14 protein-coding genes and 1 tRNA gene are annotated in these 21,557 nt (G+C 65.4%); 12 read left to right on the forward strand and 3 right to left on the reverse strand.

Annotation, left to right across the window (positions count from 1 at the left end; translation table 11 throughout):
- The first annotated feature begins 22 nt into the window (after positions 1 to 22).
- From ACP5MM_RS08220 to purL, 7 genes are all read left to right on the forward strand, one after another.
- Positions 23 to 98: transfer RNA gene (locus tag ACP5MM_RS08220), tRNA-Glu, on the forward strand.
- A gap of 107 nt (positions 99 to 205) precedes the next feature.
- Positions 206 to 979, forward strand: a complete 774-nt coding sequence (locus ACP5MM_RS08225) for a hypothetical protein (RefSeq protein ID WP_427932180.1) — start codon at positions 206 to 208, stop codon at positions 977 to 979.
- A gap of 92 nt (positions 980 to 1,071) precedes the next feature.
- A complete protein-coding gene (dapA, locus tag ACP5MM_RS08230) occupies positions 1,072 to 1,947 on the forward strand; it encodes a 4-hydroxy-tetrahydrodipicolinate synthase (RefSeq protein WP_427932178.1) in 876 nt (291 codons plus the stop codon).
- A gap of 38 nt (positions 1,948 to 1,985) precedes the next feature.
- Positions 1,986 to 3,125: an outer membrane protein assembly factor BamC gene (gene bamC, locus ACP5MM_RS08235; protein ID WP_427932176.1), complete on the forward strand. Its 1,140-nt coding sequence runs from the start codon at positions 1,986 to 1,988 to the stop codon at positions 3,123 to 3,125.
- The gene (gene purB, locus ACP5MM_RS08240; RefSeq protein ID WP_427934393.1) at positions 3,122 to 4,429 is read left to right on the forward strand and encodes an adenylosuccinate lyase; all 1,308 of its coding nucleotides are present in this window, start codon (positions 3,122 to 3,124) and stop codon (positions 4,427 to 4,429) included. Before bamC ends, purB begins: the two co-directional genes overlap by 4 nt.
- Positions 4,426 to 5,139, forward strand: coding sequence for a phosphoribosylaminoimidazolesuccinocarboxamide synthase (gene purC / locus ACP5MM_RS08245; RefSeq protein WP_427932172.1), 714 nt, complete (start codon positions 4,426 to 4,428; stop codon positions 5,137 to 5,139). Before purB ends, purC begins: the two co-directional genes overlap by 4 nt.
- A gap of 94 nt (positions 5,140 to 5,233) precedes the next feature.
- Complete coding sequence (gene purL, locus ACP5MM_RS08250; protein ID WP_427934394.1) at positions 5,234 to 9,085, forward strand: phosphoribosylformylglycinamidine synthase; 3,852 nt, start codon at positions 5,234 to 5,236, stop codon at positions 9,083 to 9,085.
- Between the two features lie 163 nt (positions 9,086 to 9,248).
- On the opposite strand, the gene ACP5MM_RS08255 is transcribed toward purL, so the two are convergent.
- A complete protein-coding gene (locus ACP5MM_RS08255; protein ID WP_427932169.1) occupies positions 9,249 to 11,759 on the reverse strand; it encodes a penicillin-binding protein 1A in 2,511 nt (836 codons plus the stop codon).
- Between the two features lie 153 nt (positions 11,760 to 11,912).
- Between ACP5MM_RS08255 and cysS the strand changes: the two genes are divergently transcribed.
- Positions 11,913 to 14,741, forward strand: a complete 2,829-nt coding sequence (gene cysS, locus ACP5MM_RS08260) for a cysteine--tRNA ligase (protein ID WP_427932167.1) — start codon at positions 11,913 to 11,915, stop codon at positions 14,739 to 14,741.
- 131 nt (positions 14,742 to 14,872) lie between these two features.
- Here the strand turns inward: cysS and ACP5MM_RS08265 are convergent, their stop codons facing one another.
- On the reverse strand, positions 14,873 to 17,086 hold the full coding sequence (locus ACP5MM_RS08265) for an Rne/Rng family ribonuclease (RefSeq protein WP_427932166.1): 2,214 nt from the start codon (positions 17,084 to 17,086) through the stop codon (positions 14,873 to 14,875).
- Between the two features lie 214 nt (positions 17,087 to 17,300).
- On the opposite strand from ACP5MM_RS08265, the gene rluC reads away from it, so the two are divergent.
- Genes rluC through ACP5MM_RS08280 form a run of 3 tightly spaced genes read left to right on the forward strand, consistent with a single transcriptional unit; the run spans position 17,301 to position 19,474 of the window.
- On the forward strand, positions 17,301 to 18,254 hold the full coding sequence (gene rluC, locus ACP5MM_RS08270; RefSeq protein ID WP_427934395.1) for a 23S rRNA pseudouridine(955/2504/2580) synthase RluC: 954 nt from the start codon (positions 17,301 to 17,303) through the stop codon (positions 18,252 to 18,254).
- Positions 18,251 to 18,937 carry an HAD family hydrolase gene (locus tag ACP5MM_RS08275; protein ID WP_427932163.1) on the forward strand — a complete coding sequence of 229 codons (687 nt, stop codon included), beginning with the start codon at positions 18,251 to 18,253 and terminating at the stop codon, positions 18,935 to 18,937. The genes rluC and ACP5MM_RS08275 overlap by 4 nt, the downstream gene beginning before the upstream one ends.
- Positions 18,938 to 18,970: 33 nt before the next feature.
- Positions 18,971 to 19,474 carry a 2'-5' RNA ligase family protein gene (locus tag ACP5MM_RS08280; RefSeq protein ID WP_427932161.1) on the forward strand — a complete coding sequence of 168 codons (504 nt, stop codon included), beginning with the start codon at positions 18,971 to 18,973 and terminating at the stop codon, positions 19,472 to 19,474.
- A gap of 42 nt (positions 19,475 to 19,516) precedes the next feature.
- Here the strand turns inward: ACP5MM_RS08280 and ACP5MM_RS08285 are convergent, their stop codons facing one another.
- Positions 19,517 to 20,731, reverse strand: a complete 1,215-nt coding sequence (locus ACP5MM_RS08285) for an NRAMP family divalent metal transporter (protein WP_427934396.1) — start codon at positions 20,729 to 20,731, stop codon at positions 19,517 to 19,519.
- A gap of 587 nt (positions 20,732 to 21,318) precedes the next feature.
- On the opposite strand from ACP5MM_RS08285, the gene ACP5MM_RS08290 reads away from it, so the two are divergent.
- Positions 21,319 to 21,555, forward strand: a complete 237-nt coding sequence (locus ACP5MM_RS08290; RefSeq protein ID WP_427934398.1) for a hypothetical protein — start codon at positions 21,319 to 21,321, stop codon at positions 21,553 to 21,555.
- Positions 21,556 to 21,557 lie beyond the last annotated feature (2 nt).

The following is a 21,557-nucleotide window of genomic DNA, read 5'->3' on the forward strand; positions in this document are numbered from 1 at the left end:
CCCCTATAATTCGCCCATTGCTGCTCCCATCGTCTAGTGGTCCAGGACACCGGCCTCTCACGTCGGTAACAGGGGTTCGAACCCCCTTGGGAGCGCCAAATCCCGCCGCTCGCCGTGACTTCCGTGTCAACCGTTGATCCTCGATCCTGCGGGACCGGAAATCCGGCAGGATAGCCGCCAGGCAGGGTGGCTGATAGGAGCCGTTATGCCTCCATGGGAGATTGTCGATTACGAGCCCTCCCCAAAGGAGGGGGCCAGCGGCGGGGGAGAATCCCCTCTGCGCGATTACGCCAACCGCCTTTTCTCGGGCTGGGCCTTGTTGCCCCTGGATACGGCCAGGGAGGGGCTGACCTTCCTGCAGCGCGCCCAACGGGTGTTGACCGTGATCCTGGAAGGCGAGGAGGGGCAGGATCGCAGCAGTTATCTCCTCGCCGTGGATCCGGCGACACAAACGCTGCAATTGCGCCTTCCGGAACCGCCGGCGCCCGCAGATCTCCTCACCCCCGGACGCCTGGTGCTGGTCATCGGCCGCGCCCAGGAATTCCTGCTGGGTTTTCTCGCCCCCATTCATGCGCTGTTTTCCCAGTCGTTGCAGGTGGGGTGGCCGACCACCATTTACCAGTTGCAAAAGCGGCTGTACTGGCGGCGCCTGGTGCTGTCGCTGGTGAAGGTACGCTTGCGCCGTCCCGGGCAGCCGGACTTGCTGGGCGATCTGGTGGATTTGGGCTGGGGTGGGCTGGGAATGCGGCTGCCCTGGATGGATGATCTGGCCTTGCAGCGCGGTGCCGGCCTGGAGGTGCTCCTTTCGGCTCCGGGCAGCCCCGACTGGGAAAGCCGGGGGGAATTGCGTCATTGGCGGCGCGTGGAAGAGGCGGGGAGCATCTGGTTGCGCGTGGGCCTGCGCTTCGACCTGCAGCCCAAGCAGCATGAGGAATTGCTGCACTGGGCGGCGCGGCAAAGGATGCGTCTTGACGAGTGAGTAAAACCTTGCGGGTTTTCTTGCCAAGGGGCGCCCCCCGCAAGTACCATCGCCCATGAGTGGCTAAGCTGGGATCGCCCGGGAGTTTCATCATGTTTCATGGCAGTATGGTGGCTTTGGTAACGCCCATGACGGCGGATGGCGGCGTCGATTATCCCCGGCTGCGGGACCTCGTCGAATGGCACCTGGCCGAAGGGACCCATGCCATTGTGGCGGTGGGCACCACGGGAGAGTCGGCCACCCTCGATTTCAAGGAACATATTGCGGTGATTGCCGCAGTGGTGGAACAGGTGCGGGAACGGGTTCCGGTCATTGCCGGTACCGGCGCCAATGCGACGGCCGAGGCCGTGATCCTGACCCGGGCGGCCATGGAGGCCAAGGCCGATGCGGCCTTGCTGGTCACCCCCTATTACAACAAGCCGACGCAGGAAGGGTTGTTCCAGCATTATGCGGCCATTGCCGACCAATGCCGGGTGCCGATCATTCTCTACAACGTGCCGGGACGAACGGCTTGCGACCTCCTGCCCGAAACCGTGGCGCGCCTGGCCCCGTTGCCCAACATTGTCGGCATCAAGGAAGCCAGCGGCAAGGTGGAGCGGGTGGGGGAGATCCTCCATCTTTGCGGAGAGCAGGTGCAGGTCTTCAGTGGGGATGATGGCGCCGCCCTCGGCGCCCTGGCCGCCGGGGCGCGCGGCATCATTTCCGTGACGGCCAACGTGGCGCCGCGGGCCATGGCCGAGTTGTGCGAGGCCGCGCTGGCGGGGGATTTCCTGCGCGCGCGGGCCATCAATGCCGCGCTGATCGGCCTGCATCGCGATCTCTTCATCGAGTCCAACCCCATCCCGGTGAAATGGGCCCTGCAGGAAATGGGGCATATCGGGCCCGGTCTGCGCCTGCCATTGACGACACTGGCGCCAGCCTATCATGAACGCCTGCGCGCGAGTCTGCGTCAGGCCCATTGTTTGTGACTTTTTTCGCGCCTATGTCGCGTCCCATGGAGTTTTGCATGCGTCGTTACCTGCTTCTTGCCGCTCTGGCCAGTGTGAGTCTGGGGGGGTGTTCCACCATCTCTTCGGTGATTCCCTTCCTCAAGTCCAGCAATGGACCCAATTACCAGGACGCCAAGGTAATGAAGCCGCTGGAGGTGCCGCCGGATCTCCTGGCCACGGCGCCGCAGCCGGGCGTGACCATCCCCCAGGGGGCGGAAGCGGGAGCCACCGCAGCGAATACGGGCACGGCGACGGAGGGATTCGGCGTATTTACGCCGCGCCTGGCCGCCGGTGAGCAGCCCCTGGAGGAAAAGAAACTGCCCGGATCGGCGGCCGTATTGAGTGGCACGGGTGCCGAGCTGAAACTCAGCACGGCGGCCAAACCCGCGCAGGTATGGGCGAGCGTAAAGGCCGTTCTGGCGGAGAAGAAAATCCCGGTGGAACGGTTTGCCCCGGATAAAGGCGAACTCCAGACCGGCTGGCGGGATTTCCGCGAAGGGCTGTCTTTCATCCTGGGCAGTACCGTTGCCCCGACTTTCCGGGAAAAATACACCTTTACCCTGACGCAGCCGGAGCCGGGTCGGGAAGTCCTGGCCATCGCCCAAGAGCGTTGGTGGAACAACCCCAATGCCAACTGGGAGAAGTATCCGGCGGACGGGGAACATAATCGTGACCTGATGCAGGCGATCCAGAAACGGCTCAGCCAGGAAACCGTCATGGCCGAGATGCCCAAGCTGGAAGTAACCCGCTATCGCGATGATCGCGGCCCCTACCTGGTATTGGATGCCTTGCCGCAGAAGGCCGTCCCGGCCGTGCAGATGGCGCTGCAAGGCATGGGTTATCCGGTCACCAGCGAGGGCATTGGCGTTTGGGTGGTGGACATCCGCAATGGTGGAGAACAAAGCCGGGAGCACGCGGGTTTTGTGGGCGGCATTTTCGACCAGATCGTCAACAGCTTCAAGAAGACCTGGGGGAGCAGCAGCAAGCCCCAGGCCATCGCCGTGCGGGTCAAACTCCTGCGCATGGAAAATGACAAGGGCAGCGTGCTGGAGACCGAACCCACCCACGGGGATGCCAGCGATGGCCGCAAATGGTCCGTCGAGATCCTCGACAAGCTGCAGGCGGCGTTGAGTCCCAAGACGGCGGGGCAGTCATGATCGAACGCTATACCCGCCCGGAAATGGGCGCCTTGTGGACCCAGGACGCCAAATATCGCGCCTGGCTGGATGTGGAGCTGGCCGCCTGCCGAGCCCTGGCGGCACGGGGGCGGATACCCGCCGAGGCCCTGGGGGAGATCGAAGGCAAGGCCGCTTTTGCCAGTGAACGCATCGCCGAGATCGAGTTGGAAGTCAAGCACGACGTCATCGCCTTTCTGACCTCCGTGGCCGAGCACGTGGGGCCGGCGAGCCGCTTCATCCATCTCGGCCTGACCTCCTCGGACGTGGTGGACACGGGCTTCGCCCTGCAGCTCAAGCAGTCCGGCGAGCTCCTGCTGACGGGCCTGGACCGCCTCATCGCCGCCTTGGCGCGCCTGGCCTGGAAGCACAAGGACACGGTGATGATGGGCCGTTCCCACGGGATCCATGCCGAGCCCATCACCTTCGGCCTCAAGGTGGCCGTCTGGTATGCCGAGGCGCAGCGCAACCGCGAGCGCCTTCTCGCCGCCATCCATGGGGTGGCCGTGGGGATGCTCTCCGGGGCCGTGGGCACCTTTGCCAACATCGACCCCGATGTGGAAGAGGCGGTCTGCGCCGATCTGGGCCTGCAGCCCGAGGCCGCCAGCACCCAGGTCATTTCCCGGGATCGCCATGCCCAGTTTTTCAATACCTTGGCCGTCATCGGCAGCTCCATCGAAAAGATCGCCGTGGAGATCCGCCATCTGCAGCGCACCGAGGTCTTGGAGGCGGAAGAGCCCTTCAGCAAGGGCCAGAAGGGCAGCTCCGCCATGCCCCACAAGCGCAATCCCATCCTCTCCGAGAACCTCACCGGGCTGGCCCGCCTGCTGCGGGGCTATGCCGGGATGGCGCTGGAGGACATTGCGCTGTGGCATGAGCGGGATATCTCCCATTCCAGCGTGGAGCGGGTGATCGGACCCGATGCCTGCATCGTCATGGACTTCATGCTCCATCGCGCCAGCGGCCTGCTGGAGAATCTGGTGGTATACCCGGAGCAGATGTTGAGCAACCTGCACAAGATGCACGGCCTGATCTTTTCCCAGCGCGTGTTGCTGGCCCTGACGGAAAGGGGCATGTTGCGGGAGGACGCCTATCGCGTCGTGCAGGACAATGCCATGCGGGTGTGGGAGGAGGGGGCCGATTTCCAGGCCCTGCTGGCCGCCGATCCGCAGGTACGGCGGTTTTTGTCGGCCGCCGAACTGGCCGACCTTTTCGACCTGGCCTACCATACCAAAAATATTGATCGTATCTTTGCGCGGGTTTTCCCCGCAGGAGCGCCGCAATGAGCAGAGGCGAACAGATTTACGAGGGCAAGGCGAAGATCGTCTATGCCGGGGATGAGCCGGATACCCTGGTCCTGCATTTCAAGGACGATACCTCGGCCTTTGACGGCGAGAAGGTGGAGCAGTTGGCCAGCAAGGGCAAGGTCAACAATCAGTTCAACGCCTTCATCATGGAGCATCTGCAGGGGGCGGGAGTACCCACCCATTTTTTGCGTCTGATCAACGCTACGGACAGCCTGGTGCGGCGCCTGGACATGATCCCGGTGGAATGCGTGGTGCGCAATCGGGCGGCGGGCTCCCTGAGCCGGCGCCTGGGGGTGGAAGAGGGGCTGATCCTGGAGCCGCCGGTCTTTGAATTCTTCCTCAAGAATGACGCCCTCCATGACCCCATGATCAATACTTCCCACATCCTGAGCTTCGGTTGGGCCAGCGAGGATGAGATCCATGCCATGCGCCGCTGGAGTCTGCGGGTGAATACGCTGCTGACGGCGCTTTTTGCCGCGGCGGACCTGATTCTGGTGGACTTCAAGCTGGAATTCGGACGCTACGAGGGCGAACTCTTCCTGGGTGATGAATTCAGTCCCGACGGTTGCCGCCTCTGGGATGCCAAGACCTTGGAAAAAATGGACAAGGACCGCTTTCGGCGCAACCTGGGCGGAGTGGTGGAGGCTTATGTCGAGGTGGCGCGGCGCCTGGGTGTGCCCCTGTCCTGAGGGGATGCGCCTTGCCGGGTCCCGCCTCCCCCGGCGGACGATGGCCCTATGGTCTGGTCGCCGGCTTCACGTTGACTTCCTATAAGGTGTAAGCATGCTGCTTTTGCGCGGTTCTCCGGCTTTGTCCGCCTTTCGGTTGCAAAAAATTCAGGTCGCGCTGCAGGAGCAGGGCCTGGCTCTGGCGCAGCTTTCCGCCGCCTTTGTCCATCTCGTTGACCTGGACGGCCCCTTGTCCGATGACGAACACGCCCTGCTGGAGCGCCTCCTGCATTATGGCGAGGACCCTGCGGATACCTTGGTACATGGTCAGCAGATGGTGGTTCTGCCGCGTTTCGGCACCATTTCTCCCTGGGCCAGCAAGGCCACGGATATTGCCCATCACTGCGGATTGCGCAGCGTGCGGCGGATCGAGAGGGGCATCGTCTATACTCTCCTGGGGCCGGATGGCCTGCCCTTTGCGGCGGATCTCCTTGGGCTCTGCGCCCGGCGCCTGCATGACCCCATGACCGAGACGGTGGTCCTGGATGTGGCCCAGGCGGAGGGCCTGTTTCGTCATCCCGATCCCGCCCCCCTGCAACGCATCCCCTTGCTGGAGGAAGGGCGGGCGGCACTGGAGCGGGCCAATGTCGGCCTGGGGCTCGCCCTTTCTCCGGCGGAGCTCGATTACCTCGCGGAATATTTCCAGGGCCTGGGGCGCAATCCCAGCGATGCCGAATTGATGATGTTCGCCCAGGCCAACTCCGAGCATTGCCGGCACAAGGTATTCAACGCCCGCTTCCGTATCGATGGCCGGGACCAGGATCTCAGCCTCTTCGCCATGATCCGCGAGACCCATCGCCATCATCCCCAGGGTACCCTCTCGGCCTATCGCGACAACGCGGCGGTGATGGAGGGGCATCAGGCCCGGCCTTTTTTCCGCAACGACCGGGGGGTCTACGGCTTTGGCGACGAAGCCATGGACATCCTCATGAAGGTGGAGACGCACAACCACCCCACCGCCATTTCGCCCTTTCCCGGGGCGGCCACGGGCAGTGGCGGCGAGATCCGCGATGAGGGGGCCACCGGCCGGGGCGGCAAGCCCAAGGCCGGGTTGACCGGATTTTCCGTCTCTCACCTGCGCATACCCGGTTATCTCCAGCCCTGGGAGGTGCAGGATTACGGCCGCCCCGGGCGCATCGCCGCGGCCCTGGAGATCCTGCGCGACGGGCCCCTGGGGGCGGCGGCCTTCAACAACGAATTCGGCCGTCCGGCCATCGCCGGTTACCTCCGTGTCTTTGAGGGGGAGCTCGGTGGCGTTCAACGGGGCTTTCACAAGCCCATCATGCTCGCGGGCGGCATTGGCCAGATTCGCCGGCCGCTGGTGGAAAAGCGGCCTTTGCCGGTGGGGACCAAAATCCTCGTCATTGGCGGGCCGGCCATGCTCATCGGCCTGGGCGGGGGGGCGGCATCCAGCGTGGCCAGCGGCGAGGGGGATGAGGATCTGGATTTCGCCTCGGTGCAGCGGGGCAACCCCGAGATGGAGCGGCGCGCCCAGGAAGTGATCGAGCAGTGCATCGCCCTGGGAGAGGATTCGCCCATCCTCTCCATCCATGATGTGGGGGCCGGCGGGCTCTCCAATGCCGTTCCCGAGATTCTCCATGATGGCGGTCGCGGCGGGCGTCTGCAATTGCGGGCGGTGCCCAGCGAGGACCGGGGCATGTCGCCCATGCAGATCTGGAGCAATGAGGCCCAGGAGCGCTATGTGCTGGCCGTGGCGCCCGAGCGTCTGGATCAGGTGCTCGCCTTTTGCGCAAGGGAGCGCTGCCCCGTCGCGGTGCTGGGGGAAGCGACGGAGGAAGAGGAGTTGATCGTGGAGGACGGATTCTTCCAGGACCGGCCCGTGGAGATGGGCATGGCGGCCCTGCTCGGTTGTCCTCCGCGGATGGAGCGGGACAGCCGGCATCAGGTGACGCCGGGACGGGAACTGGAGCGGGGCGGGATGGATCTGCGCGAGGCGGCCTATCGCGTCCTGCGCCATCCGAGTGTGGCTTCCAAGGAATTCCTCATCACCATTGGCGACCGCAGCGTGGGCGGACTGGTCTGTCGTGATCCCATGGTGGGGCCCTGGCAGGTGCCGGTGGCCGATTGCGCGGTGACCGCCAGCGACTTTGCGGGTTACTGCGGCGAGGCCATGGCCATGGGGGAGCGGGCCCCGGTGGCGGTCCTGGATGCGCCGGCCAGCGGCCGTCTGGCGGTGGCCGAGGCCCTGACCAATCTCTTTGCCGCCGACGTGCGGGCAATGGGGGATATCAAGCTCTCGGCCAACTGGATGGCGGCGGTGGATCATCCCGGCGAGGATGCGGCCCTCTATGACACAGTGCGGGCCGTGGCCCTGGACCTCTGCCGGGAACTGGATCTGTCCATTCCGGTGGGCAAGGACTCCCTGTCCATGAAGACGGTCTGGCGGGAGGGAGGGCGGGAAAAGGCGGTGGTGTCCCCCCTGTCCCTGGTCATTTCCGCCTTTGCCCCGGTGGCGGACGTGCGCCGCACCTGGACGCCCCAATGGTCCGCCCAGTCCGATACCGATCTCTGGCTGGTGGATCTGGGGCGGGGACGCTTGGGGGCCTCCATACTCGCCCAGGTCTATGGCCGGATGGGGGCCACGGTGCCGGATCTGGACGACGCAGGCCTGTTGCGCGCCCTCTTTTCGGCCTTGGGCCGCTTGCGGGCGGAGGGTCTGGTGTTGGCTTACCACGATCGTTCCGATGGGGGACTCTGGGCGAGCCTCTGCGAGATGTCCTTTGCCAGTCGCCTGGGGGCGGAGTTGCATCTGCCGGAGCGGGCCGATGCCCTGGCCTTCCTTTTTGCCGAGGAGCCAGGGGTGCTGATGCAGATCCCCGGCGCGGCACGGGCGCGGGTGGAGGAGATCTGGGCGACGGCCGGTCTGGGGGCACAGGCGCTGCGGATCGGCGGCGTGGTGGCCGACTGGCGTATCCGTCTGGACCAGGGCGGTGCGGCGCTGCTGGACGAGGCGGGGAGCGATCTACTGCGGGCCTGGGCGGAAACCAGCTATCAGATGCAGGCCCTGCGCGATCACCCCGATTGCGCAGCCGAGGCCTTTGCCGGGATCACTGCAACGCAGCCGCCTCTCTTTGCCCGCCTGCCTGCGAGCCCCATGCCGGCGCCGATAGTGGCCAGCGGTGCCCGGCCGCGGGTGGCCATATTGCGCGAACAGGGCGTGAATGGCCATGTGGAGATGGCGGCGGCCTTTCATCAGGCCGGTTTCGAGGCCGTGGACGTGCACATGAGCGATCTCATCCATGGCCGCCATGTCTTGACCGGGTTTCAGGCCCTGGCGGCCTGCGGCGGTTTTTCCTATGGGGATGTGTTGGGCGCCGGTGCCGGCTGGGCCAAGTCCATCCTCTTCAACAGCCGCCTGCGCGATGCCTTTGCCGAATTTTTTGCCGACGAGGCGCGCCTGGCCCTGGGCGTCTGCAACGGCTGCCAGATGTTCTCGGAACTGCGCGAAATCATTCCCGGTGCGGAGCACTGGCCGCGTTTCCTGCGCAACCGCTCGGAGCAGTTCGAGGCGCGGCTGGTCATGGTGGAGATCCTGGATTCCCCCTCGGTTTTTTTCCGGGGGATGGCGGGAACCATGGCGCCCATCGTCGTTGCCCACGGCGAGGGCCGCGCCAGCTTTGCCCATGGCGCAGCGGCCGCCGCCAGCGTGGTGAGCATGCGTTATGTGGACGCCCAGGGCCGCCCCGCCAGCCGGTACCCGGCCAACCCCAATGGCTCTCCGGAGGGGATTGCCGGCCTCTGTAACGGCGATGGCCGCGTCAGCATCCTCATGCCCCATCCCGAGCGGGTGATCCGCAGTGTGCAAATGAGTTGGTTTCCCAAGGAATGGGGCGAGACCACCCCCTGGCGCCAACTCTTTGCCAATGCCAGGCGTGCCTTGATCTAAATCCAGGCTTCCAGGAAAGCATTGGGCTGCGGCCGCTTCCCCGGTACGCAGCACGGATCTCCGCGGTTCGGAGCAATCTCCGTCCGGCCCTCCCGTTGCCGTTTCAGCGCGAAACGCCGCCGTCCGGCCACAATCTTCCCGGCACTGGGCCTGCCCATCCTCCTCAGAAGAGGCTCTTGATGGTGTTGAGCAGATGGGTACCGAGATCGGTGCCCGTACCGCTTTCCGTGGAGGCCGTGGGAGCGGCGGGCGCGGCGATGGGTGGGTAGCCGGCAAGATAATCAGATACCCCGATCTGCTTGCTGCCCGCGCTGCTGTCGCTGGCGGTGGCGGCGCTGACCACGTCGGGAGGACGGAAGAAGCCGATGTCGGGCTCCCCGGCCATGGCGGTGCGCATGTAGTGGATCCAGATGGGCAAGGCCTCGCGCGCCCCGGCGGCCCAGCGCCCCATGGTCCGGTTGTCGTCGTAGCCGACCCAGACGCTGGTGGTGATCTTGGGGCTGAAGCCGTTGAACCAGGCGTTGTTTTCGTTGTTCGTCGTGCCCGTCTTGCCGGCGATGTCGTTGCGCCCGAGGCTTTGGGCGGCCACGCCGGTGCCGATCTTGATCACCTGCTGCATCATCTGGGTCATGAGATAGGCGACCCCCGGCGGGATGGCCGTCTGCTGGGGAGGCGGAGTGTAGCCCAGGGGGCAATTCATCAGGGAGATCTGGGTGCCGCGACTATTGACGATCTTGGTGATGAGGTAGGGGGTGGGCAAAAAGCCGCCGCTGGAGAAGACCGCATAGGCCCTGGCCAACTGCAAGGGCGTGTAGTCGCCGGAACCCAGGACCATGGACGGCACCGCCGGGATCTGCTGGGCGGGCAGGCCGAAGCGCTGCACGTACTGCACGGCATAGGGGATCCCGATATCCATGAGGATGCGCACGCTGGGGACGTTGTGGGAGTAGGCCAGGTCCGCCCAGACCGGGATGGGCGTATTGGAGAACTGGTTGCTGTAGTTGGTGGGCGCATAGACCTGCCCGGTGGGCAGGGTGATGGACAGGGGGGTGTCGGGAATGGGCGTCTGCGGCGTGAGGTAGGTGTTGCTCCCCGCCGCCAGCAGGGCCGGCGCATCCATGGCGGCGGCGTAGACAAAGGGCTTGAAGCCCGAGCCCGGCTGCCGGTAGGCGAAAACGGCCCGATTGAAGTGGCTGAGCTCATAGCTGAAGCCCCCCACCAGGGCATGAATGGCGCCGGTACGGCTGTTGAGGCTCACCAGGGCGCCCTGGACCTGGGGAATCTGGGTGAGCTGCCAACCGCTGTTGGGCCCGCCATTGGCCCAGACATTGGCTCCCCATTCCTGACCGGCGCCGGCGGTGACGGCATGCACGTAGGGTCGCAGCCAGACGAGATCGCCGGCATGGAGGACCTGGTTTACGGCCTTGGGCCGCGGCGCCCCATGTTTGGCCCGCGCCCAGCTTACGTCCTTGAGGCTCAGGGTGATGTTTTGCTTGCCTTCCAGGGAAACGGAGGCGCTCCCGGCGTCGGCCGCGGTGACCACCCCCCAGCGGAGATTCGCCGGATCATGGGGCGGCAGCATGGCCGGACGTTTGCCCGCCAGGGCAGACTGCAGCGCGGCCCCGCTGAGTTGGGCCACCGGTCCGCGATAGGCCTTGGGATCCATGCTGGACAGACCCATGTCGTAGTTTTCCAGCCCTACGGCCACCGCGTCATTGGCCGCTGCCTGCGCCTTGGGGAGGATGGTGGTATAGACCTTGAGGCCGGAGCGATAGGTGAAGTCGGGCCCGAATTGCTGGCTCAGCCAGTTGGCAATCCAGTCGGTGACGTAGGGCGCGCTATTGCTGGCCGTCGCGTGAAACTGCGAGAGAATGGGCTCGGCGCGGGCCGCCGTGGCTTCGTCGGCGGTGATGAAGCCGAGTTTTTCCATGCGCTTGAGGACATAGGCGCGACGTTTTTCCGCCAGTTTCGGATTGACTACGGGGTTCAGGTAGGAGGGTGCCGGGGGCAGGCCGGCGAGGGTCGCCATTTCGCCCAGGGTGAGCTGATTGACATTTTTTCCGTAGTAAATGCGTGCCGCGGCCTGGACGCCATAGGCCCCTTCCCCGAGATAGATCTTGTTGAGGTAGAGCTCCAGGATCTGCTGATGGGTGAAGTGCATGGAGAGCTTGTAGGCCAGGAGGATCTCGGCCACCTTGCGGGAAATGGTTTTTTGCGGCGTGAGGTAGAAGTTGCGGGCGACCTGCTCGGGTATGGTGCTGGCGCCCTGCACCGGCGCCATGTGGATGAGATCCACCACGGCGGCGCGCAGGATGCCGGTATAGCTCACCGGGTAGTAGAGGGGGTTGTCGCTATAGAAATGGGCGTTTTCGGCGGCGATGAAGGCATCCTGGAGCTTCACCGGGATCCGCGTGATGGGCAGCGCGTAGCGCATTTGCGGGCCGACCACCTGCAGGAGTTCGCCATTGGCCGCGTAGATGCGCAGGGGTTCGTCGGGACGCCATTCCTTGAGTTCATGCACCGGCGGAAGGGTTTGCCAGATCCGATAGGTGTAAATGCCGACGCCAATGCCGATATTGAGGAATATCAGCAGAAGGATGAGCAAGATCCAGCGGCCCCAGTGCCGTCCGTGTGCCTTGGGCGCCTGCTTGCGCGTAGTGTTCCTGTTGGCCATGCCGTTCCGTCTTCCCTCGATGGAGTCATTGGAAAAGCCTCATGCTGTCGTGCGGCGGATCTCCCGCCGCGGCAGGTCATGGGGCGTATTCCGCAATGCCCGGATTCCCTCCACTGCATTGCGGCACCGCTAATGGGGCAATACTATAGCACCATGAATCTTTCGAGTCGCTTCGCTCCCAGTCCCACCGGCTACCTGCATCTGGGCAACGCCCGCACCGCGCTGTTCGCGTGGCTGGCGGCGCGCGGTGCGGATGCCACTTTCATCCTGCGCATGGAAGACACCGATACCGAGCGTTCCCGCGCCGATTATGCCCAGGCCATCATGGCGGATCTATACTGGCTGGGCCTGGATTGGGATGAAGGCCCCGATGTGGGGGGCGCCCATGGTCCTTATCGGCAGATGGAGCGGCAAGGCATTTATGCCGATCTTTTCGCGCGGCTCCTGGCCCAGGGGGATGCCTATCCCTGTTATTGCCGTCGCGAGGATCTGGAGGCCGAGCGCCGGCGCCAGCGGGCCGCGGGGCAAGCGCCGCGCTATGGGGGGCACTGCCGTCATCTCAGCGCGGAACAAAGGGCGGCGCGGGAGGCCGCCGGCCAGGTGCCCACCCTGCGCTTCCGCATCCCCGATGCAGGGGTATTGCGGGTGCCGGACCTGGTTTGGGGAGAACGGGAATACGCCTTGGCGGAGTTTGGCGATTTTGTCATTCGCCGCAGCGATGGCTCGCCGGCCTTTTTCTTTGCCAACGCGGTGGACGATGCCCTCATGGGGGTGGGCCTGGTCCTGCGCGGAGAGGATCATTTGAGCAATACGCCGCGCCAGATCCTCATCCTCCAAGCCCTGCGGCTGACGGTGCCCCGATATGGCCACCTCCCCCTGATCCTGGGTGAAGACGGCCAGCCCCTGTCCAAGCGCAATGGCGCGGGCAGCCTGCGGGAATTGCGGGAGGAAGGTTTTTTGCCCGAAGCGGTCTGCAATTATCTGGCCCGTCTGGGGCACCATTACGCGGAAAACGCCTTGATGGATATGGCGGCCCTGGCGCACGGCTTTGCCACCAGCCGGATCAGCCGCGCCCCGGCCCGTTTCGATGGGGCGCAGTTGGAGCACTGGCAGCAGCAGGCCCTGCAATCCCTGCCTGCGGAGCGCCTCTGGGCCTGGCTGGCCCCGGCTGTGCGAACCCCGGTGCCCGAGGACCGGCGAAGGGCCTTTGTGCAGGCCATTCGCGGCAATATCCTGCGGCCGCAGGAGGCGGAACACTGGGCGGCGGTCTGCTTCGGCCGATTTCATGGGGACGCCGAGGCCCGGTCGGCCCTGGAGGAAACGCCGCTAGAGTTCTGGGCGACCGCCGCGCAGGCCCTCCAGGCCGCCGCTGGCGACTATGCCTCCTGGATAAAGGCCCTGCAGGCGGCTTCCGGACGCAAGGGCAAGGCCCTTTTCCTGCCCTTGCGCGCCGCCCTCACCGGCCGTGCGCATGGGCCGGAATTGGCCGCCCTTCTCCCCCTGATGGGGATGGAGCGGGCCCTGGCGCGTCTTGCCGCAGCCCCCCGTATTGATCTTCAAGAGGAATCCATGAGCACATCGGTCACTTCAGCGCTGAGTCCGGCCATCCGCATCCACGACACCCTGCAGCGCCGCAAGGTGCCATTGGAGCCCTTGCTGCCCGGCCGTGTGGGTCTTTACGTCTGCGGCATGACCGTGTACGACTACTGTCATCTGGGCCATGCGCGGGTGATGGTCACCTTCGATGCGGTGGTGCGCTACCTGCGCGCCCGGGGCTTGCAGGTGACCTATGTGCGCAACATCACGGATATCGACGACAAGATCATCCGCCGCGCCCTGGAGCGCCAGGAACCCATCCAGGCGCTCACCGCACGCTTTATCGACGCCATGCACGAGGACGAGGCGGCCCTCCTCTGCCAGCGGCCGGACCTGGAACCGCGGGCGACGGAGCATGTGGGGTCCATGCAGCGGCTCATTGCCGAGCTCATCGCCAAGGGCCATGCCTATGCGGCCAGTAACGGCGATGTCTATTATGCCGTGCGCAGCTTCCCCGACTATGGCCGGCTCTCGGGCAAGTCCATCGACGAACTGGCCGTGGGTGCGCGGGTGGAGGCGGGGGAGGACAAGCGCGATCCTCTGGATTTCGCCTTGTGGAAGGCGGCCAAGCCCGGCGAGCCTGCCTGGCCCTCCCCCTGGGGGGATGGGCGTCCCGGCTGGCATATCGAATGTTCCGCCATGTCCGCCGACGCCCTGGGCTGCGCCTTTGACATCCACGGCGGCGGCGCCGACCTGCAGTTTCCCCATCATGAAAACGAGATCGCCCAGTCCCAGGGGGCCGGGTGCGCCTTTGCCCGGCACTGGATGCACAACGGCTTTGTGCGGGTGAATGAGGAGAAGATGTCCAAATCCTTGGGCAATTTTTTTACCGTGCGCGAACTCCTGCCCCGCTATGAAGGCGAGGTGCTGCGCTTTTTCATCCTGGCCAGCCACTACCGCAGCCCCCTCAACTACGGCGAAGATGCCCTGGAGCAGGCGCGCGCGGGGCTGACACGCCTCTACACGGCCCTGCGCGGCCTTGCTCCCGGCCCCCTGCCGGGAGATCTGGGCATGGAATGGCGGGAGCGTTTCCATGCCGCCATGAGCGACGACTTCCATACGCCCACGGCCGTGGCGCTGCTCTTCGACCTGGCGCGGGAGATCAACCGCCTGCGCGACGAGGGAAGTGAAGTGGCGACGCCCCTGGCCATGCTCTTGCGCGAGTTGGGGGGTATCCTCGGGCTGTTGGGGCAGGATCCGGAGGTCTTTCTGCGCGGTGCTGCCGATGAGGTGGATGCCGACTGGGTGGCCGAGCGGATCGCGACACGGGCGGCCGCCCGACAGGCGCGGGATTTTGCGCGCAGCGATGCCATACGCGATGAACTGGCGGCGGCGGGAATCGCCCTGGAGGACGGCCCGACAGGGACGATTTGGCGGCGCGCATGATGATAGGGAGAATGCGCCCGGGCAACATCATCCTCCTGAATTCGGCACGGTTGTTCTTCGCGTGAAATAACGAATCTGCCGCCCGCGGACCACGCGTAGGAGCGGCCCCGGCAGCCGCTTGGTGATGGGGCTCAATCCGTGCCGAACGGGAGGGAAGCCTGTTCCTCCGGCGCTGGCTCCGTTGCTGCGCCTGCTGCGGCTGGCTGTTGCTCCGGCCCGGTGTTTTCCACCATCAACAGATGCCAGTCGTCCGGCGCCGGGACGGCGCCGGGATAGACGAGCTGGTTGAGGGGCTCCCTTTCGACGCGGCTCGCCAGGTGGCGGGGTTCGTGGTCATCGCTGCTGACGGCGGCCTCAGCGCCGATTTCCTCTTCGGCAAAGGAGGATTCCTCGTCCGTTTCGGCGACGCTGGTGGCGGACGATTCCTCCGCCGTGCCTTCCTCTCCGCTCCCCTGGGCTGACCGCCGGGCCCGGGCCCGGCGGCCGCCCCGGCGACGCCGACGGCTGCGGCTTTCGCTCGTTTCCGGAACAGCCTCGTTGGCGGCCGGCTCGCCGGCCACCACCTCCGTCGCCATTTCCATGGCCTCGGCGGATTCCGCCGTCTCCTCCCCCGGGGCCGCTTCGGTGGGTTCGTAACGGGAGACGAGGGCGCGCACCAGACGGGCGAGAATGCCTTCCGCCGCGACGGCAGGGGCCTTGGGCGCGGCCTTGGCGGCGGGCGTTTTGGCGGCGGCCGGCGCAGGCGTTTTCAGCGGCGGCAGGATGGTGGGGGGTGGCGGTGCCGTGAGGGGGGTAAGGGCCGCCGTTTCGATGACGGCACGGGCCGGACGGGCGGGCAGCGGCTCGCCATTGCCTGCGGGCAGCGCTTTTCCGCTGGCATCCTGGGGGCGAACCCGCTGGATCTGGTAGTGGGGAGTGACCAGTTCCGGGCGTGGCAGGATCAGGATGCGGGTATTGGTCTTGGCCTCCAGTTCCAGGAGTTGGCGGCGCTTCTCGTTCATGAGGTAGGCCGCCACCTCCACCGGCACCTCGCACTGCACCTCGGCCACGGCATTTTTCAGGGCCTCTTCATGGAGCAGGCGCAGGACATGCAGGCTGGTGGCCTCGCAGCCGCGGATCTGCCCGGTACCGCTGCAGCGCGGGCAGGGTTCGTAGGAGGATTCTTCCAGGCTGGCCCCCAGGCGCTGCCGCGACATCTCCAGCAGGCCAAAGCGGGAGATGCGTCCCACCTGGACGCGGGCCCGGTCCAGCTTGAGGGCCTCCTTGAGCCGGGCTTCCACCTCGCGCTGATGCTTGGGGGATTCCATGTCGATGAAATCCACCACGATCAATCCGCCCAGATCGCGCAGGCGGATCTGCCGGGCGATCTCTTCGGCCGCCTCCAGATTGGTCTGCAGGGCGGTTTCGGCAATATCCTGGCCCTTGGTGGCGCGGCCGGAGTTGATGTCGATGGCAATCAGGGCTTCGGTGTGGTCGATGACGATGGCGCCGCCCGCCTCCAGGCGCACCTCCCGGGAGAAGGCCGACTCGATCTGCTGTTCGATCTGGTAGCGGGAGAAGAGGGGAATGTCGTTCTCATACCGTTTCAGGCGGTTGACCATTTTCGGCATCATGGAGGTCATGAACTGGACGGCGGCGTTGTAGGCCCCTTCCTCGTCAATGAAGATGTCGCTGATGTCCTCGGAAAAATGGTCGCGCAGGGCGCGCACCACCACATTGCCTTCCTGGTAGATGAGGAAGGGTGCGGAGCGCGTGGCGGCGGTTTCCACGATGGCTTGCCAGATTTGTTTGAGGTATTCGAGATCGCGCTGGAGGGCCTCCAGTTCCTGGCCGATCCCGGCGGTGCGGGCGATGACGCCCATGTTCTCCGGGATGTCGAGGAGCTGGAGGTGATGGCGGATCTGGGTTCGGTCTTCCCCCTCGATCCGTCGGGAAACCCCGCCGGCGCGGGGGTTGTTGGGCATCAGCACGAGATAGCGGCCGGCCAGGCTGATGAAGGTGGTAAGGGCGGCGCCCTTGCTGCTGCGCTCTTCCTTGTCCACCTGGACGATCACTTCCTGGCCTTCGCGGATCAGGTCCTGGATCCGCTTGCGCCCGGGCTCCTGCTGCAGAAAATACTCCCGGGCAATCTCCTTGAGGGGCAGGAAACCGTGCCGCTCGGCCCCATAATCCACAAAGGCGGCTTCCAGGCTTGGTTCTACCCGGGTGATGCGGCCTTTGTAGATGTTGCTTTTCTTTTGTTCGCGGTAGGCCCGTTCAATATCGAGGTCGAGCAGTTTTTGGCCGTCCACCAGGGCCACCCGCAACTCCTCGGGGTGCGTGGCGTTGATCAACATCCGTTTCATAAGTTTTTCGTTCTCCGGCGCTCGACCCAACCTTCGACCGTAGAGTCGATGTCGGGGAGCGCAGCGCATGTATTTGAAATCTGCCCGGCGTTATTGCCGCTCAGTTGCTCAGGTCCCGGATCGCGGCCAGAAGCCGGCGCCAAGTCCCTAGGTCGAAATATATGTCATAAAAGAATACAATCGCAATCCAAATCATGCAGTCGAGGAAAATGAGATGGTCGATACGGGGGTGCGCCAACGGCAGGTGAGTGGCGAGGAAGCCGGTCAGCGTCTCGACAATTTTCTCCTGCGCGTGCTCAAAGGTGTGCCGCGCTCCCATGTTTACAAGATCCTGCGCAGCGGCGAGGTGCGCGTCAACGGCGGGCGGGCGCGGGCTCACTACCATCTGGTCGAGGGTGACACCCTGCGCCTGCCGCCGGTGCGGGTGGCGGCGCCCAATGAAGCGGTGCGTCTGCCCGACAGCCTGGCGCGCAGCCTGGAACAGGCCATCCTCTATGAGGACAACTACGTCCTCGTCCTCGATAAACCCAGCGGCCTGGCCGTGCATGGCGGTTCGGGGCTGCGCTGGGGGGCCATAGAGGCCCTGCGCCTGCTGCGCCCCGCTGCCGCGGGCCTGGAACTGGTCCATCGCCTGGACCGCGATACCTCCGGCTGCCTCATCCTCAGCAAGCGGCGCTCCGCCCTGCGCGCCTTGCATGAGGCCTTCCGGGAAGGGGAGGTGGAAAAGCATTACCTGGCCCTGGTGGCCGGCCGCTGGGGGCGGGATGTCCGGGAGGTGGCCCTGGCCCTGCGCAAAAACACCCTGCAATCGGGCGAGCGAGTGGTGCGCGTGGATGCCGCAGGCAAGGCCGCGCACACCACCTTTGCGCCGCTGGAGGCGTTCGCGGCGGCCACCCTGGTGCGGGCGGAACTGGACACCGGGCGCACCCATCAGATCCGCGTCCATCTCCAGGCCATCGGGCATCCCGTGGCCGGGGATGAGAAATACGGCGACGCCACCTTCAACCGCTCCCTGCAGGCCCTGGGCCTCAAACGCCTTTTCCTCCATGCCGCCCATGTCACCTTCCGCCATCCCGGCAGCGGGGAAAGCCTGCGGGTGGAAGCGCCGCTGCCGGAGGATCTGGCCGCCGTCCTGGCCCGCTTGCGGGAAGGCGGGACGACTCCGTGAAGACCTTGCCCGGCTCGGACCTGCGCCTGCTGGTATTCGACTGGGACGGTACCCTGATGAACAGTATTTCCACCATCTGCGGCTGCCTCGCCGGGGCCTTTGCCGCCGCCGGGCTTGCGGATCGAGGGGAATCTTACAAGGAAATCATCGGTCTGGGTCTGGACGAGGCCCTGGCCGTGCTGGCGCCGGGGATTGACGGGCAACAACGGGAGCAGGTGCTCGGCGCCTATCGGGATTGCTTCTTTGCGGCCTCCATGGCGGAAATGCCCCTCTTTCCCGGCGTGGAGCGGGCCCTCCGGGACTTGGCCGATGCCGGCTTTCACCTGGCCGTGGCCACGGGCAAATCCCGCCGCGGCCTGGACCGGATGCTGGCCGCGCACCCGGACCTGGCGCAGTGCATCGCCGCCAGCCGTTGCGCCGATGAAAGCCGCTCCAAGCCCCATCCGCAGATGCTCCACGAGCTGCTGACCCACTTCGATCTGCCTCCCGGCGCCGCCCTCATGGTGGGAGACAGCATCCATGATATGGAGATGGCCGTGGCCGCGGGTGTCCTGCCGGTGGGGGTCTGCTGCGGCGTGCATGACGCGCAGCGCCTGCAGAATCACGGCGCCCAAGCCTGTTTGGCCGATGTGCGAGACCTGCCCGCCTGGCTGCGGAACATGACCCTCCACCCCGGCGTCTAGCCGCTGCGGGCCGGCGGGAGGCAGACTAGAGACATGGCCCAGTTGCACTTCTTCCTTGCCGCATGGCCGTCCCGGGAGGTGCGCTCGGGCCTGCGCCTGCGCCTGGCCAAGCTGGGCCCGCAGGATTGGCCGCCGGGTGGTCGCTGTGAAATGCCCGTACGCTGGCATCTCACCCTTTCCTATCTGGGGGCGACCGACCCCGCGCCCCTGCAGCGACGCCTGGATGACTGCTGGCCGGGGCCGTTCCCGATCACCCTCCGCCTCGACCGGATAGGAGCGTTCCACGGCGGCCGGGTGCTGTGGCTGGGCGCCCAGGAGGTGCCGGCGGCGCTGGCGGGATGGCGGCAGGGGTGTCTGGGGGAGGATTCCACGCCGGCGAACCCATTCCTGCCCCACGTCACCTTGCTGCGGGCGCCTCGCCCCTGGCCCTGGGTGGAGCAGACCATAAAGCCCTTGCGCTGGACCCTGGAGGAATTGGCCCTGGTGGCGTCCGTCGACGGACAGTACACGCTGTTGCGCCGCTGGCGGGTTGCCTGAGGAAAAGGCGAATCCCGACGGCCGGGCGCTCGGCAAACCCGGTCAAAACACCGCCTGGTAGAAGAGGATGGCGGATAAGCCCAGGCTCACCAACAAGGTGAATAGGCCAAAGAGGTTATTGAACCGGGAATTGGTATAGCTCCCCATGATCGCCTTGTTGTTGCCCAGGATCAGCAGCAATGCCACCAGGAGGGGCAGCAAGATCCCGTCCAGGACCTGGCTGTAATAAAGCGCGTCCACCGTGGAGAGGGGGGACAGGTAGATGAGGTCGCCGACCAGCAGCGAACCCAGGAATACCGCGTAAAAGCCCCGGGCGTCGGAGACCTTGTAATCCATCCCTTCGCGCCAGCCGTAGGTGTCGGCGATGGCGTAGGCGCTGGAGCCGGCCAGGACCGGGATGGCCAGGAAACCGGCGACCAGCACGCCGACGCTGAAGAGGGCGAAGGTGTACCTGCCTCCAAGGGGCTGCAGGGCCAGCGCCACGTCCTTCATGGTCGCGATGGGCAGCCCGCTGCCGTAAAGGACCGCCGCCGCGGCGACAATGATGAAATAGGACACCAGGTTGGAGTAGAGCATGCCGGCCACGGTGTCGAAATCCGCCGCCGCCGCCTGGACCACCGTGCGCTTTTCCTCGCGCTCCTCGGCGGCCTGCCAGAACAGCATGTACGGGGAGATGGTGGTCCCCAGCAGCCCCAGGGCGGCCACCACATAGCCCGACGCGAAGCTGATGTGGGGGATGAAGGTGTTGACGAGGAGCGTCTCGAGATCCGGCCGGATCAGGATGGCGGAGACGATGTAAACGGAGAGGATCAGGGTAAGGCTCAGCAGCGCCGTCTTGACCACGCGATAGGCATTGAAGATCACCAGATAGGCGATCAATACGGTCACCGGAATCAGCAGCAGGCCCGGCTTGATGCCGGTCAGGATGCCGAGCACCGTCGCCATTCCCGACAGGTCCGCGCCGATGGTGATGACGTTGGCGATCACCAGGAGGGTGATGACGAACATGGTGACCCGCCGGGAAAAGTGGGCGGTGATCACCTCGGGCAGGCTTTTCTCGGTGACGATGGAGATCCGCGAGGCCATGCTTTGCACCGCGATCATCATGGGGGTGGCGAGCAGCAGGAGCCAAAGGAGGGAGAAGCCGGTGGTGGCCCCCACCACCGAATAGGTGACGATCCCCGCCGGATCGTCGTCGGCGCCGCCGGTGATGACGCCCGGCCCCAGTGCCTTCAGCCTGTCCCTGGTTTTGCTCATGGCTGATCAACGCGGTGAGGGGATGGAACGGCGCAGCGACGGGCCTTTTCCGCGCCCCGGCGCAGGACACCCCGCGCCTCCTTCGGGGTTGGACTTCGGGGTTTTGTGTCTTCCCTCATGGCGGCCTCGGATCGGGCGGAAATAATGGAACGAACGTCCTCTTTCCCCGCCGTCGTTATCCCTGGCGGAATTCTGCGCTCGGCAGGCGAACTATTCAAACCCCCCTGGCCGCCGCAGCAAAAAACGCCGTTGGCGGATCCAGGACCAGCGACACGGGCGGCCGCGTGTCCGATCCCGACACCTCGCCTTGGCACAATAACTGCTTTTATGATGCGGTATAGCCAATTTTCGGGTATGCAGGTAAGCTTTGCGACATCGGGGTATCCGAACGTATATATTGAATCCCCGATGGTCCTTCGTCTTTTCTCACCATGGAGACAGTCAAGATGCCAAACAACCGGTCTGCTTTGCTACATCGTTATATGTCACGAAATATACGGATGGACCCCCACCCCCAGGATCCGGTTCTCCCGCCGGCATCAGGGGCGGTCCGGAATCGGCCGGCGCGCCGGCAAGCATCATCGGCCATGGCCCTGCTCGTCGGCCTGTGGGTGGCGGGGGTGGGCACGGCCATGGCCGCCACCCCGCTCCAGGTCGCCTATGCCGGCTCCATGGGGGCGGTCATGGACCTGCACCTGGGCCCCGCCTTCGCCAAGGCCCACCACGTCACGTATCAAGGGGAAGGGCAGGGTGAATCCCCCCGAGTTTTGTGGAGGGCTTTATTCGTTCCTCATGCTGCTTTTGAGGTCGGCAGTTTCAACTGAGC

The organism is Acidithiobacillus sp. (assembly GCF_049965315.1).
In the GTDB taxonomy this organism is placed as follows: domain Bacteria; phylum Pseudomonadota; class Gammaproteobacteria; order Acidithiobacillales; family Acidithiobacillaceae; genus Acidithiobacillus_B.

Coding starts and splice junctions, on each gene's coding strand:
- ACP5MM_RS08265 (WP_427932166.1), bottom strand. CDS start 17,086: ATGAAACGGATGTTGATCAACGCCACGCACCCCGAGGAGTTGCGGGTG.
- dapA (WP_427932178.1), top strand. CDS start 1,072: ATGTTTCATGGCAGTATGGTGGCTTTGGTAACGCCCATGACGGCGGAT.
- rluC (WP_427934395.1), top strand. CDS start 17,301: ATGGTCGATACGGGGGTGCGCCAACGGCAGGTGAGTGGCGAGGAAGCC.
- cysS (WP_427932167.1), top strand. CDS start 11,913: ATGAATCTTTCGAGTCGCTTCGCTCCCAGTCCCACCGGCTACCTGCAT.
- purC (WP_427932172.1), top strand. CDS start 4,426: ATGAGCAGAGGCGAACAGATTTACGAGGGCAAGGCGAAGATCGTCTAT.
- bamC (WP_427932176.1), top strand. CDS start 1,986: ATGCGTCGTTACCTGCTTCTTGCCGCTCTGGCCAGTGTGAGTCTGGGG.
- ACP5MM_RS08255 (WP_427932169.1), bottom strand. CDS start 11,759: ATGGCCAACAGGAACACTACGCGCAAGCAGGCGCCCAAGGCACACGGA.
- ACP5MM_RS08280 (WP_427932161.1), top strand. CDS start 18,971: ATGGCCCAGTTGCACTTCTTCCTTGCCGCATGGCCGTCCCGGGAGGTG.
- ACP5MM_RS08290 (WP_427934398.1), top strand. CDS start 21,319: ATGGCCCTGCTCGTCGGCCTGTGGGTGGCGGGGGTGGGCACGGCCATG.
- ACP5MM_RS08225 (WP_427932180.1), top strand. CDS start 206: ATGCCTCCATGGGAGATTGTCGATTACGAGCCCTCCCCAAAGGAGGGG.
- ACP5MM_RS08285 (WP_427934396.1), bottom strand. CDS start 20,731: ATGAGCAAAACCAGGGACAGGCTGAAGGCACTGGGGCCGGGCGTCATC.
- purL (WP_427934394.1), top strand. CDS start 5,234: ATGCTGCTTTTGCGCGGTTCTCCGGCTTTGTCCGCCTTTCGGTTGCAA.
- purB (WP_427934393.1), top strand. CDS start 3,122: ATGATCGAACGCTATACCCGCCCGGAAATGGGCGCCTTGTGGACCCAG.